The organism is Bradyrhizobium sp. SZCCHNS3052 (genome assembly GCF_032484495.1).
Classification (GTDB): Bacteria; Pseudomonadota; Alphaproteobacteria; order Rhizobiales; family Xanthobacteraceae; genus Bradyrhizobium.
This window is the reverse complement of sequence record NZ_JAUETB010000003.1, coordinates 237,360-250,519: the sequence shown is the minus strand read 5'-3', so window position 1 is coordinate 250,519 and position 13,160 is coordinate 237,360. Positions and strand designations below refer to the sequence as shown.

Below are 13,160 nucleotides of genomic sequence, written 5' to 3'. Positions count from 1 at the left end.
GGCACGAGCGGTGTGCTCCCCTCCCCCTGGCGGAGAGGGAAGCGGAGCGCCTGTGAGGCAAGACCGCGGCACAATCCTCCGAAAAGGCCTATTCAACCTCACTCACGGCTTCGCCGGCGCCGGCGGCCCATAAGCCTCAAGCTCCGCCACCGGCTCCGTCTTCTCCCGATCCCCCGCGAGCACGCGCTGGACCGAGACGAAGAACACGGGGACCATCAACAGCGCCAGGATCACCACCGCGATCATGCCGCCCATCACGTTGGTGCCGAGCGCCTGCTGGCTGGCACCGCCGGCGCCTGTCGCCATCGACATCGGCAGCACGCCGCAGACGAAGGCGAGACCGGTCATGATGATCGGGCGGAAGCGCAAGGAGCAGGCCTCGATCGTCGCCGCAACCAGCGGCTTGCCGTGGGCGCGCAGATCCTTGGCGAACTCGATGATCAGGATCGCGTCCTTGGCGGCGAGACCGATGATGGTGATCAGCGCCACCGTGAAGTACACGTCGTTGGACAGGCCGCGCAGATTGGCGGCGACGACGGCGCCGAGTATGCCGAGCGGCACGGTCAAGAGCACCGCGAGCGGGATCGTCCAGCTCTCGTAGAGCGCAGCGAGACACAGGAACACGACCAGCGCCGAGAGACCGAGCAGCAGCGGCGCCTGCGAGCCCGACAGCTTCTCCTGCAACGACTGTCCGGTCCATTCATAGCCGAAGCCACGCGGCAGCTTGGCGGCGAGCCGCTCCATCTCCTTGAGCGCATCGCCCGAGGTGTAGCCCGGCTTGGCCTCGCCGGAGATGCGGATCGCCGGATAGTAGTTGAAGCCGGCGATCTGGCTCGGTCCCTTGGCCCATTGGATGGTCGCGAACGACGAGAACGGCACCAGCTGCCCCTTGGCGTTCTTGACGCTGTAGTTGAGGATGTCGTCCGCGTTCATGCGGCTGATGCGGTCGGCCTGCACCACGACGCGTTGCATGCGGCCGCGGTTCGGGAAGTCGTTCACGTAAGTAGAGCCGAGATTGGTCGAGATCGTGGTGTTGATGTCCTCGAAGGTGACGCCGAAGGCGCCGGCCTTCTCGCGGTCGATCATCAGATTGACCTGGGGTCCCGGCGGCAGACCCTCGACATAGACCTTCTGCAGCACCGGGCTCGCATTGGCTTCCGCGATCAGCTGGTCGGCGGCAGCGGTCAGCGCAGCATAGCCCTTCTGGCCGCGGTCCTGCAGGCGGAAGCTGAAGCCCGAGGAGTTGCCGAGATTGTCGATCGGCGGCGGCTGCAGCGCCGTGATCTTGGCGTCGCGCAAGCCGGCGAGATCGCGATTGATGTCGGCGACCAGCGCCGCGGCGCTGTCACGCTTGCCGCGCTCCGACCAGTCCTTCAGCGAAATGAAGGCCTGGGCGGTGTTGACGCCCTGGCCGGCATAGCTGAAGCCGGTCAGGAAGGTGACGTCCTCGATCCCTTCGCGCTTGGCGAGATACCTCTCGACGGCCTCCACCGCGGCCTGCGTCCGCGCGTAGGACGAGTCCGCCGGCGTCTGGACGTCGGTGGTGATGAAGCCCTGGTCGTCGACCGGCAGGAAGCCGCCGGGCAACTGGATGAAGGCGAAGGTCAGCCCGACCAGGAAGATCGCATAGATCAGCATCAGCCGTCCGGTGCGCTTCAGCGCGCCGCCGACCACGCCGGTGTAGCGGTTGCGGCTGTTGTCCATGAAGCGGTTGAACCAGCCGAACACGCCCTTCTTCGCGTGGCCGTGGCCGGCCGTGACCGGCTTCAGCAGCGTCGCGCACAACGCCGGGGTCAGCGACAGCGCCAGCAGCGCCGAGAAGCCGATCGCCGCCACCATGGTGACCGAGAACTGCCGGTAGATGATGCCGACCGAGCCGGGGAAGAACGCCATCGGCACGAACACCGCCATCAGCACCAGCGTGATGCCGATGATGGCGCCGGTGATCTGGCCCATCGCCTTGCGCGTCGCCTCCTTCGGCGACAGCCCCTCCTCGGTCATGATGCGCTCGACGTTCTCGACCACGACGATGGCGTCATCGACGAGGATGCCGACCGCGAGCACCATGCCGAACATCGTCAGCATGTTGATGGAGTAGCCGACCAGCATCAGCGTTGCGCAGGTGCCGAGCAGCGCCACGGGCACCACGATGGTCGGAATGATGGTGTAGCGGATGTTCTGCAGGAACAGGAACATCACCACGAACACCAGCACCACGGCTTCGACCAGGGTCATCAGCACCCGCTTGATCGACGCCTTCACCACCGGCGTGATGTCGTAGGGAATCTCATAGCTGATGTTGGAGGGGAAGAAGCGCGACAGCTCCTTCATCTTGGCCTCGACCGCGCTCGCGGTCGCCAGCGCATTGCCGGTCGGCGACAGCAGCACCGAGAGACCCGCGGTCGGCCTGCCGTTGAGGCGGGTGTTGAACTGATAGCTGAGGCCGCCGATTTCGACGCGCGCGACATCGCGCAGCCGCACCGTCGAGCCATCGGGATTGGCGCGCAGGATGATCGATCCGAACTCGTCGGGCGAATCGAGCTGGCCCTTGACCAGCACCAGAGCCGAGGTGCGCTGCAAGGTCGTCGCGGGCTCGGCGCCGATGCTGCCCGAGGCGACCTGCGCGTTCTGCGCGCCGATCGCCTTGGTGACGTCGTCGGCAGTGAGGCCGTAGCCGATCAGCTTGGCGGGATCGAGCCAGACGCGCAGCGAGCGCTCGGTCGAATACAGCGTGGCGCGGCCGACGCCGGGAATGCGCCTGACTTCGCCGAGCACGTTGCGGATCATGAAGTCGCCGAGGCCGACCTCGTCGAGGCTGCCGTCGGTCGACTGCAGCGTGATGATCTGCAGCACCGCGGCGGAGGCTTCCTCGACCAGGATGCCCTGCTGGATGACGGCGCGCGGCAGCCGCGCCTCGACACGCTTGAGGCGGTTCTGCACCTCGACCGAGGCGTCATTGGTCGACGTGCCCGGCACGAAGTTCGCCGTGATCTCGACCTGGCCGAGCGAATCGCTGGTGGATTCGAAGTTGAGAATGCCGGAGGCGCCGTTGAGCTCCTCCTCGATCAGCCGCGTCACGCTGTTGTAGAGATTCTCCGGCGACGCGCCGGGGTAGCTGGTCGAGATCGAGATCGAGGGCGGCGCGATGATCGGATATTGCGCCACCGCCAGCAGCGGAATCGCGATCGCGCCGATCAGGCAGATGAACAGCGCGACCACCCAGGCGAAGATCGGCCTGTCGATGAAGAAGCTCGGCATGGCGACTTACCGCGTCGCCGACTTCGATTCGAGCTGCGTCGCGGCGCTGACCTCGGTCCAGACCTGCGGCGCGACCCTGTCGCCGGCGGCGAACTTCTGGAAGCCGTCCACCACGACCTTGTCGCCGGCGCGCAGACCGTCGGTGATCAGCACCAGGCCATCCTGGGTCGGGCCGGTGCGCACCGGCCTGGCGATCGCGCGGTTGTCGTCGCGGATGACGTAGACCTCGGACCCGCCGGCCGCGTTGCGCTGCACCGCCTGCTGCGGCACGCCGACGGAGTCGCTGTCGATGCCCTGCTCGATGCGGACGCGGACATACATGCCCGGCAGGAGCTCGCGCTTCGGATTGGCGAACTCGCCGCGCAAGGTGACCTGACCGGTGGCGGCATCGACCTTGGCGTCGGAGAACAGGAGCTTGCCCGGAATCGAATACGGCGTGCCGTCGTCGAGCACGAGACGGACCTTGATCGCGTCGGGCGCGATCTGGTCGAGGTCGCCGGACTCGAACGCCCGGCGCAGGCGGTTGAGCTCGCTCACCGACTGGGTGAAGTCGGCATAGATCGGATCGAGCTGCTGGATCGTGACCAGCGAGGTCTCGTTCTGGACCGCGATGGCGCCCTCGCTGACCTGGGCCGCGCCGACGATGCCGTCGATCGGCGCGCGCACGGTCGCATAGTCGAGATTGAGCTGGGCACGCGCAAGATCGGCCTTGCGGGCCTCGATGTCGGCCGCTGCCTCGCGCTCGGTCGAGATCGCCTTCTCGTTCTCGACCGCCGGGGCTGCGCGCTCCTTGAACAGCAGGCTGATGCGGTGGGCCTGCTGCACCGCGCGCTCATGCACCGCCTCGGCCTTGGCCAGCGCCGCCCGGCTCGACAGGATCTCCACCTCGAACGGCTTCGGATCGATGCGATAGAGCGGATCGCCCGCCTTGACCTCGCTGCCCTGGCGGAACAGCCGCTCGACGATGATGCCCGAGACGCGCGGACGGACGTCGGAGACGCGGGTCGGCGCGATGCGGCCGGGCAGCTCGCGCACGATCGCTCGCGCCTTCTGCTCGACGGTCACGATGCCGACGTCCGGAATGACGATCTGCTCATTGGCGGAGGCCTGAGCCTGGATGGGGTCGTTACAGCCGGCCAGCAGCGGCGCGGCGGCCGCGAGCATCAATGCACTGCTGACCAGCGACGCGCGAAAACGTGACATGCGTGGAGGAGCCCCCTCGATGATGATGATGAAAACTAGTCGACCGGATGGCCCAGTCATGGCGCCATTCTGGCGCTCGCCTTGCTGCAACATAGAAAAGAGCTGCTGCGACGCAACGCGAAACCCGGGCGGCTTGATGTCACACGAACTACATAACTGATAGATCAAGCTTTTTCGGGACTCACCTAATTGTGAGTGCTTTGTGGCAGCAGGTTCCCAGCAGGTTCCGCACAGCGAAACGCGAATCCCCCTACGACACTGCGGCATCCCGCCGCAGCGAACAAATTAGTTCGCCGGCCGCAGGCGGTAGTGACTGACGCCCCATTCACGGCCTTCGTCGTGCCCGAACAGACCCGCGGTGGCGAGGAAGAACCAGCGCCAGCGGCGCATCCACAGCGCCGTGTCGTCGCCATAGACCGGCTGCAGCACCTGCAGGATGCGGTTGTAATCGGCATCGAAATTGGCGAGCCAGTCCCGTGCCGTGCGCTGATAATGCGTGCCGCTCCAGCGCCATTCCTTCTCGACCGCGAACAGATCCGCGTACTGCCGGATCAGGCCGTGGCTCGGCATGATGCCGCCGGTGAAGAAGTGCTGCGCGATCCAGTCCTCGCGATCGTTGCGGTCGAACAGGTAGGATCCGGTGCGGTGGGTGAAGATGTGCATGAACAGGCAGCCGTCCGGCAGGAGCCATGACCGGACCCGCGACAGCAGCTCGCGCCAGTTCATCATGTGCTCGAACATCTCGACCGAGACGATGCGATCAAAGCGCGCGTCGGGAGCGAACCCGTTCATGTCGGCGGTGACGACCCGCAGGTTGAGCAGGCCGCGCGCGGCCGCCATCTCCTCGATCGCGCGGCGCTGCGAGTGCGAGTTGGAGACCGCCGTGATCTTCGCACGCGGGAACTGCCGGGCCATGAACAGCGACAGCGAGCCCCAGCCGCAGCCGAGCTCCAGAATGGTCTGGCCATCCTGGAGATCGGCATTGGCGACGGTCTGGCGCAGCGCCTCCTCCTCCGCCTCCCGCAGGGTCGAGACCGGCTCCTTGTAGAAGCAGCAGGAGTATTTGCGGTTCGGCCCGAGCACGCGGGCGAAGAACGCCGCCGGCACCTCATAGTGCTGGCTGTTCGCCGCGTCGGTATGCTCGGCGATCGGCCGCGTCGTCAGCAGGCGGGCGAACTCCGCGTCACCCATCGCATCGGCCCCGCCGAGCCGCGCCGCCGTGCGCGCGCACAATTCGGAGATTGCCGAGCGGATGACGGCATCGGGCAGCGGCACACGCTCGGCGGCGCCGATGATGGTCGAGATGAAGCTCATGCGGTGGCTCCGTTACTTCGTAAAAGGATTTGGCGGCAGGGGAAAGAACGCGCTGGTGCGCGCCTGATAGGCCCGGTAGCGATCGCCGCGCGAGCGCAGCATCTGCTGTTCCAGCGGCGGGATGCCGGTGACGTGGACCAGGATCCAGTACATGAACAATGGCGCGAGCAGGCTGGCGAGGCCCCACGGATGGTCGAACGACAGCGCGATGACCGGATAGGACAGCCAGCACACCCACTCGAAGAAATAGTTGGGATGGCGCGACCAGCGCCACAGGCCGACGTCGCACACCTTGCCCTTGTTGGCGGGATCGGCGCGAAACGCCTTGAGCTGAGCGTCGGCGACGCCCTCGCCGGCGATGCCTGCGAACAGCACGAGGATGCCGAGATAGTCCTGCAGCCGAAGCTCGGCGGCCGGCGCATGGGCGGCGACGAACATCGCGAACACCAGCGGGATCGAGCCCCAGGCCTGCTGCTGCAGGAACAGGAACATCTTTCGCGGTGCGGCCGCACCCCATTGCCGGGCAAACTCCGCGTAGCGCGGGTCGTCGGAGATGCCGCGGCTGCGCGCTGCGACATGGCCGCCGAGCCGCAGCGACCAGACCGCCACCAGCACCGCGACCAGCCACTGCCGCGCGTTGGGGGCGGCGCCGCCGGCGGGCCAGATCGCGCCGGCGGCGCCGACCAGCCCGACGGAAAATGTCCAGATCGTGTCGACCCAGCCGGAGTTGCCGGTGCGCTGCTGCACGACCCAGGCGAGCCCCATCAGCACCGACATCGCCACGGCCATCGTCAGCAGCGCCTGCAGATATTCAACGACGGTCATGACAAAGCCAGGGCGTTCCCGTTAGATATGAGCCACGGGACTAACTACGCCGCGGATGCCCGCCGGTTTCAGCCATAGTTCCGCGCAGGGACGGGATTGCGCTGATCGCGGCTTTTTTCCCGCCGCTGCTGTGCCATAGTGGATTTCAGGTACCGGTCCCCGCAACGGATGTCATCGACAATGCCTCAAGGCTCCCCTTCCCGCTCCGCGATGGATCTCGAACCGACCAAGCTGTCCACGCCCCGGATCTTCCTGGTGCGGATGCTGGTCTTCCTGGTGCTGTGCGCCCTGGTCGGTGTCGTGCTGTACAAGCAGATCATCCTGGCGTTCTTCGCCAATCCCGGCCTGAACGCGCTGATCGGGGCGGTACTGTTGATCGGCGTCATCCTGGCGTTCCGCCAGGTGGTCCGGCTCTATCCGGAAGTGTCCTGGGTCAACAATTTCCGCATCGCCGATCCCGGCCTGGCGGTGCCTCGCCACCCGGTCCTGCTGGCGCCGATGGCCGCGATCCTCGGCCGCGAGCGCTCGGGGCGAATGTCGATCTCGCAGCAGACCATGCGCCACCTGCTCGACTCGATCGCCACCCGGCTCGACGAGGCCCGCGACATCTCCCGCTACATGACCGGCCTCCTGGTGTTCCTGGGCCTGCTCGGCACGTTCTGGGGCCTGATCGAAACGGTCGGCTCGGTCGGCAAGGTGATCGAGGGGCTCAAGGTCGGTGGCGACGCCGGCGCGCTGTTCGATACGCTGAAGGGCGGCCTTGCCGCGCCGCTGGGCGGCATGGGCATCTCGTTCTCGTCCTCGCTGTTCGGCCTCGCCGGCTCGCTGATCCTCGGTTTCCTCGACCTGCAATCGAGCCAGGCGCAGAACCGCTTCTATACCGATCTGGAGGACTGGCTCGCCGGCACCGTGCGGGAATATGGCGGCAGCGGCGACACCGGTGCCGACCTCTCGGTTGCCATCGAGCGGCTGCGCACCGCGATGGAGGACGGCTCCAACCGCGGCGCCACCGCGGCGATGGCCAACCTCGCCGAGGCGATCCAGGGCCTGGTCGGGCACATGCGCACCGAGCAGCAGATGATCCGCGAATGGGCCGATGGCCAGGGCGAGCAGAACCGCGAGATCAAGCGGCTGCTGGAGCGGCTGGCGCGGCAGACCGAGAAGAGTTGAGCTGCTCGACCGGCCGGCCGAAGACGAACTAGGAGACGCTGAATGGCGCTTGCCCGTACCCGCCGTGGAGATTCCGGCCTCAACTACTGGCCGGGCTTCGTCGATGCGCTGTCGACGCTGGTGCTGTCGATCGTGTTCCTGCTGACCGTGTTCCTGGTGGTGCAGTTCTTCCTGTCGCAGGAGGTCACCGGCAAGGACAAGGCGCTGGAGCAGCTCAACGCCAAGATCGCGCAGCTCAACGAGATGCTGTCCCTGGAGAAGCTCGGCAAGCTCTCGCTGGACGACCAGGTTGCGCAACTGCGCGCCGGGCTCGCAAGCGCCGAAGCTGAGCGCGACCGCGTCAAGGGCCTCTATGACGGGCTAGCCAATGCCGGCAGCAATGCCGCCGGCCGCGCCAACGAGCTCAACCGGGCACTCGATTCCGAGAAGCAGGTCACGGCGCGGGCGCTGGCCCAGATCGAGGTGCTCAACCAGCAGATCAGCGCACTGCGCCGCCAGCTCGCCGCGCTCGAGGATGCGCTCGATGCCTCGGAGAAGCGCGACAAGGAATCGCAGAGCCGCATCGCCGATCTCGGCTCGCGCCTCAACGTCGCGCTGGCACAGCGGGTCCAGGAGCTGACCCGGTACCGCTCGGAGTTCTTCGGCCGGCTGCGCGCCATCCTCGGCAACCGTCCCGACATTCGCGTCGTCGGCGACCGCTTCGTGTTCCAGTCCGAGGTGTTCTTCGACACGGGGCAAGCCACCCTGCTGCCCGAGGGCCAGCAGGAGCTGAACTCGGTGGCGACGGCGCTGGTCGATCTCGACAAGCAGATCCCCGCTGAGATCTCCTGGGTGCTGCGGGTCGACGGCCACACCGACGTTCGTCCGATCAACAGCCCGGTGTTCAAGTCGAACTGGGAGTTGTCCTCGGCGCGCGCCATCTCGGTGGTGCAGTATCTGATCTCGCTCGGCGTCCCTGCGCAGCGCCTGGTCGCGGCGGGCTTCGCCGAATTCCAGCCGCTCGACCCCGCGAACACAGAGGACGCCTTCCGCCGCAACCGGCGTATCGAGCTGAAGCTGACGGAGCGGTGACGTCGAGCTCCACCCTGCGCCCCTATCGCGCCGACGACGAGGACGCGGCAATCGCGCTGTGGCAGGAGACCTGGCAGCTCGCCTATCCCGCCATCGATTTTGCCGCGCGGGTGCCGTGGTGGCGCGAACGCTGGCGCAGCGAGCTGGTGCCGAAGGCCGATGTGATCGTGGCCGAGGCGGAGGGCGTGCTCGCCGGGTTCGTCACGATCGATGCGACGGGCTATCTCGATCAGCTGGTCGTCTCGCCCGAGCATTGGGGCTCGCCGCTCGCTACTCAGTTGGTCGATGCAGCGAAGGAGCGATCACCTCACGGCATCACGCTGCTTGTGAACAAAGACAACGCGCGCGCGATCCGCTTCTACAAGCGCAACGGCTTCATTGAAGCCGGCGAGGACGTCAACCCGACCTCGGGCCGTCCCGTGCTGCGGATGGTGTGGATGCCAACACAATCTGTTGAATCCGAGATGGTGCCGCAATGACGCTGCGCTCCCTCTCCCCGTTCTTACGGGGAGAGTGTTGGGGTGAGGGGCAGCCACGCGCACCGACCGTGCGGAGAGCCCCCCTCACCCGGATTGCATCTGACGATGCAATCCGACCTCTCCCCGCACGCGGGGCGAGGTGCACCGAGCGCGCCGCGATTTCTATTCACACAATTGCTGGCGCAGGGAGCTAACGACTTCTCTGCTCGACCCGTTTCGTATTGTCCTCAAACGCCGCGAAACAGCACACCGATCGTCAGCACCACGAACGCGATCGCCAGCGCGTCGAAGGCGTGGGCGGCCGACAGCAGCGGCACCGAGGCGTGCATGTAGTGCGCGAGCATCGCGACGAGGGCGAGCACCAGCGCAATTGCGAAGATGACGAACGAGGGCGGCGTGAGGGCAAAACTGCCACGACGATAAGGCATGTCCGTTGCTCCTGTTGGGACCCGGCACGCCTGCTACGAGCGGCGCGCCATCTGTTCCGGCAGGGAACGTACAAGGCGGGAGAAAGGTTGCAGGGTCGGGAACGAGAATTCCGAGGGTGTTGCCGGCCGTCCACGGTGTTGCAGGAACTACACGCCCTCGAACTGCAGCCGGGCCAGCCGCGCATAGAGGCCGTTGGCCGCAACCAGCGACGTGTGGGTGCCCTGCTCGACGATGCGGCCGCGATCCATGACCAGGATGCGGTCGCAGGACAGCACCGTCGCGAGGCGATGCGCGATCACCAGGGTGGTACGGTCCTTCATCAGCCCCTCGAGCGCGGTCTGCACCAGCGTCTCGCTCTCGGCGTCGAGCGCCGAGGTCGCCTCGTCGAGCAGCAGCAGCGGCGCATCGCGCAGGATGGCGCGCGCGATGGCGATGCGCTGGCGCTGGCCGCCCGAGAGCGTGACGCCGCGCTCGCCGAGCGAGGTGTCGAAGCCGTCCGGCAAGCGGCGGATGAATTCGCTGGCATGAGCGAGATCGGCGGCGCGCTCGACCTCGGCGTCGGTCGCCTCCGGCCGGCCGAAGCGGATGTTCTCGCGCGCACTGGCGGCGAACACCACGGATTCCTGCGGCACCAGCGCGATGCGCTCGCGCATCCTGCGCGGGTCGGCCGCGCGCACCGGCACACCGTCGAACGAGATCGAGCCGGAGGCGGGATCGTAGAAGCGCAGCAGAAGATGGAACAGCGTGCTCTTGCCGGCGCCGGAGGGGCCGACGATCGCGACCTTCTCACCGGCGCGGATCGCAAACGAGACGTCATCGAGGACGCGGACATCGGGGCGACCCGGATAGGCGAAGCTGACCCGCTCGAAGCCGAGGTCGCCACGCGCCGGCTCCGGCATCGGGCGCGGCTGCGCCGGCGCCGTGATTTCCGGCTGCACGTGCAACAGCTCGAACAGCCGCTCGGCGGCGCCGGACGCCGCCGACACTTCGCCCCAGACCTCCGAGAGCTGGCCGAGCCCGGCGGCGGCGAAGGCCGCGTAGAGCACGAACTGACCGAGCCGGCCGGCGCTGATCGCACCGGTCAGCACGTCGTGGGAGCCGACCCAGAGGATCGCGACGACGCTGGAGAACACGATGAAGATGATGATCGCGGTGAGCACGCCGCGCGCCTGGGTCGAGACCCGCGCCGCCTCGTAGGCCTGCTCGACCTCGCCGCCGAAACGCGCCGCCGCGAGCCTCTCGCTGGTATAGGCCTGCACCGTCCTGATCGAGCCGATCAGCTCGGACGCATAGGCCGAGGCGTCGGCGAGCGTGTCCTGGGCGTTGCGCGACAGCCGCCGGACCCAGCGCCCGAACGCCACCAGCGGCAGCACGATCAGCGGGATCGCCAGCAGCACGAAGCCGGACAGCTTCGGGCTCGTGATCACCATCATCGCGGTGGCGCCGATGAACAGCAGCAGATTGCGCAGCGCGATGGAAACGGAGGCGCCCGCCGCCGATTTGATCTGGGTGGTGTCGGCGGTGAGCCGCGACACCAGCTCGCCGGAGCGCGCGGAATCGAAGAAGGACGGCGACAGCGACATCAGATGCGCGAACACGTCGCGCCGGAGATCGGCGACGATGCGCTCGCCGATCGTCATGACGAGGTAGTAGCGGGCCGCGCTTGCCAGCGCGAGCACCGCCACGACGGCGATCATGACGCTGAAATAGCTGTTGATCAGCTCGATGCCTTTCGGCGTGAAGCCGAAATCGATCATGCGGCGGACCGCGATCGGCACCAGAAGCGTGGTCAGGGCCGCGACCGTGAGCGCGATCAGCGCCAGCAGGGCGCGGCCGCGATAGCGCAGGACATAGGGAGACAGCGCCAGCAGCGGGCGCAGCTTCGAGCGCCGCACAGGGCTTGCCGGCTCGGCCAATGCCTCGACGGCCGCAACGGCATCTCCAACCGGATCCTGCCCTGGGGCAGCGCCCTGCCGCTCGTCAAGCCGTTCCACTGCGCTCATGGGCCACCTGAGAATTCTTCCAAATACCGATCTGCCGTCCTGATAGGCCCGCCGGGCCGGGCTTGGCAAATCCGGAAACGTACCAAGGTGTTCATCCGCGACCTTGGCTTGTTTTGGGCAGAACCTTGGGCTATAGAGCCCGCCAATTGTCCCCCTTCAGTGACGACAGGATCAGGCGCGGCCGCGTCGCATCATGTCTTCGCATCGTGCCGTAGGATCAGCCATGAAAGCCGACATTCACCCGAATTATCATACGATTACGGTCGTGATGACCGATGGCACCGAGTACCAGACCCGCTCGACCTGGGGCAAAGAGGGCGACAAGCTCAACCTCGACATCGACCCCAAGTCACACCCGGCCTGGACCGGTGGCACCCAACAGATCATGGATCGCGGCGGCCGTGTCTCGCGCTTCCAGAAGAAGTTCCAGGGCTTCCTCAAGAAGGATTGATGCCTTCTTGCCCTCGGCACCGGCCTTCCTGGCCTGCGCCTGATCGAGAGCTCACAGCAAAACGCCCCCGGAAACGGGGGCGTTTTTGTTTCTGAGCTGGTCGCAACGAGACCTTCGGCTGGGGGAGCGGCCCCGGCGGGGGCCGCCCGATGCCGGGGCCTACTGCTCGAACGCGGCCTTCAGCCGGTTGAGATGCGGCACCAGCGGATTGCCGATCGCGCTCTGGTCCGGCGGCGGGGAATGAATTGTCGAGTCGAGCCGGCGGACCCGCACCTGCAGGCTCATCGAGCGCGAGATCAGGCTCTGCAGCTGCTGCGGCAGCTTCTCCAGCAGATCATCCGGCCCGGGATCTGCGGCGGTGAGCTTGACCTTGGTCTTCTCGCGGTTGGCCTGGCTCAGGGTCATCTCGCCCTCCTTCACCGCGCGGTGCAGGAGCAGCCAGGACGCCAGTTGCATCAGGCGGGTGGTGAGACGCATGCTCTCGGTCGCGTAGGTCAGGCTGACGGCGCGGTCGAGCGCCTTGGCCTCGTTGCGGCCGTCGCCATCGAGATAGGCGGCGGTCTCCTCGACCAGATCCATGCCTTCCCGGAACAGCGCGCCGAATGCAGCAGAATTGGTGAGCCGCTCGTTGAACTGAACCAGAGCGCCATCGCCCAGCAAACGGTCCGACATGGTTAACGCCTCTTAAACGCGACTGTTTACGCAACCCGGCAACGTCGCCGGTATGATGAACAAATCATTGCGCGGCCGGTTTCGAGAGTCCAGCAGCAACGCCTTTTATGGTTTCCACGGCGTGGGCCATGCCGTGCCCTCGTACCATTTGCGACTGCAACACGGCCGATCGCGGCCGAGTCGCACGATCAGCTCAACTAGCAACCATGATCACGGCAATAGTTTGCAGTCGTCGAACGAGGATCGTCACGCCTGCCGCGGCGCACAGGATTTTCGCGCCTGACC

Annotated in this window: 11 protein-coding genes; 4 read left to right on the top strand and 7 right to left on the bottom strand. The window is 66.6% G+C overall.

Features of this window, described 5'->3' with window-relative positions; translation table 11 throughout:
- Positions 1 to 102: 102 nt before the first annotated feature.
- The 4 genes from QX073_RS12715 to QX073_RS12700 all read right to left on the bottom strand — a co-directional run bounded on the left by QX073_RS12715 (position 103) and on the right by QX073_RS12700 (position 6,600).
- The gene (locus tag QX073_RS12715) at positions 103 to 3,258 is read right to left on the bottom strand and encodes a multidrug efflux RND transporter permease subunit (RefSeq protein WP_316201456.1); all 3,156 of its coding nucleotides are present in this window, start codon (positions 3,256 to 3,258) and stop codon (positions 103 to 105) included.
- A gap of 6 nt (positions 3,259 to 3,264) precedes the next feature.
- A complete protein-coding gene (locus QX073_RS12710; RefSeq protein ID WP_315713900.1) occupies positions 3,265 to 4,461 on the bottom strand; it encodes an efflux RND transporter periplasmic adaptor subunit in 1,197 nt (398 codons plus the stop codon).
- Between the two features lie 285 nt (positions 4,462 to 4,746).
- Positions 4,747 to 5,775 (bottom strand): cyclopropane-fatty-acyl-phospholipid synthase family protein, encoded by a 1,029-nt coding sequence (locus tag QX073_RS12705; RefSeq protein ID WP_316201457.1) that lies wholly within the window; start codon positions 5,773 to 5,775, stop codon positions 4,747 to 4,749.
- A gap of 12 nt (positions 5,776 to 5,787) precedes the next feature.
- Entirely contained in the window at positions 5,788 to 6,600 is an 813-nt protein-coding gene (locus tag QX073_RS12700) for a DUF1295 domain-containing protein (RefSeq protein ID WP_316225842.1), read from the bottom strand.
- A gap of 180 nt (positions 6,601 to 6,780) precedes the next feature.
- Between QX073_RS12700 and QX073_RS12695 the strand changes: the two genes are divergently transcribed.
- Genes QX073_RS12695 through QX073_RS12685 form a run of 3 tightly spaced genes read left to right on the top strand, consistent with a single transcriptional unit; the run spans position 6,781 to position 9,320 of the window.
- Positions 6,781 to 7,770 (top strand): flagellar motor protein MotA, encoded by a 990-nt coding sequence (locus QX073_RS12695; RefSeq protein WP_315826018.1) that lies wholly within the window; start codon positions 6,781 to 6,783, stop codon positions 7,768 to 7,770.
- Positions 7,771 to 7,812: 42 nt separating this feature from the next.
- The gene (locus QX073_RS12690; protein WP_315734445.1) at positions 7,813 to 8,841 is read left to right on the top strand and encodes a peptidoglycan -binding protein; all 1,029 of its coding nucleotides are present in this window, start codon (positions 7,813 to 7,815) and stop codon (positions 8,839 to 8,841) included.
- A complete protein-coding gene (locus tag QX073_RS12685; protein WP_315713895.1) occupies positions 8,838 to 9,320 on the top strand; it encodes a GNAT family N-acetyltransferase in 483 nt (160 codons plus the stop codon). Before QX073_RS12690 ends, QX073_RS12685 begins: the two co-directional genes overlap by 4 nt.
- A 227-nt stretch (positions 9,321 to 9,547) precedes the next feature.
- Here the strand turns inward: QX073_RS12685 and QX073_RS12680 are convergent, their stop codons facing one another.
- Complete coding sequence (locus QX073_RS12680) at positions 9,548 to 9,748, bottom strand: hypothetical protein (RefSeq protein ID WP_006614616.1); 201 nt, start codon at positions 9,746 to 9,748, stop codon at positions 9,548 to 9,550.
- 147 nt (positions 9,749 to 9,895) lie between these two features.
- The gene (locus tag QX073_RS12675; protein ID WP_316169477.1) at positions 9,896 to 11,752 is read right to left on the bottom strand and encodes an ABC transporter ATP-binding protein/permease; all 1,857 of its coding nucleotides are present in this window, start codon (positions 11,750 to 11,752) and stop codon (positions 9,896 to 9,898) included.
- 223 nt (positions 11,753 to 11,975) lie between these two features.
- Between QX073_RS12675 and rpmE the strand changes: the two genes are divergently transcribed.
- A complete protein-coding gene (gene rpmE / locus QX073_RS12670; RefSeq protein WP_012046762.1) occupies positions 11,976 to 12,203 on the top strand; it encodes a 50S ribosomal protein L31 in 228 nt (75 codons plus the stop codon).
- Positions 12,204 to 12,362: 159 nt separating this feature from the next.
- Here rpmE and QX073_RS12665 read toward each other — a convergent pair whose 3' ends face one another.
- Positions 12,363 to 12,875 carry a DUF1465 family protein gene (locus tag QX073_RS12665; protein ID WP_315713893.1) on the bottom strand — a complete coding sequence of 171 codons (513 nt, stop codon included), beginning with the start codon at positions 12,873 to 12,875 and terminating at the stop codon, positions 12,363 to 12,365.
- Positions 12,876 to 13,160 lie beyond the last annotated feature (285 nt).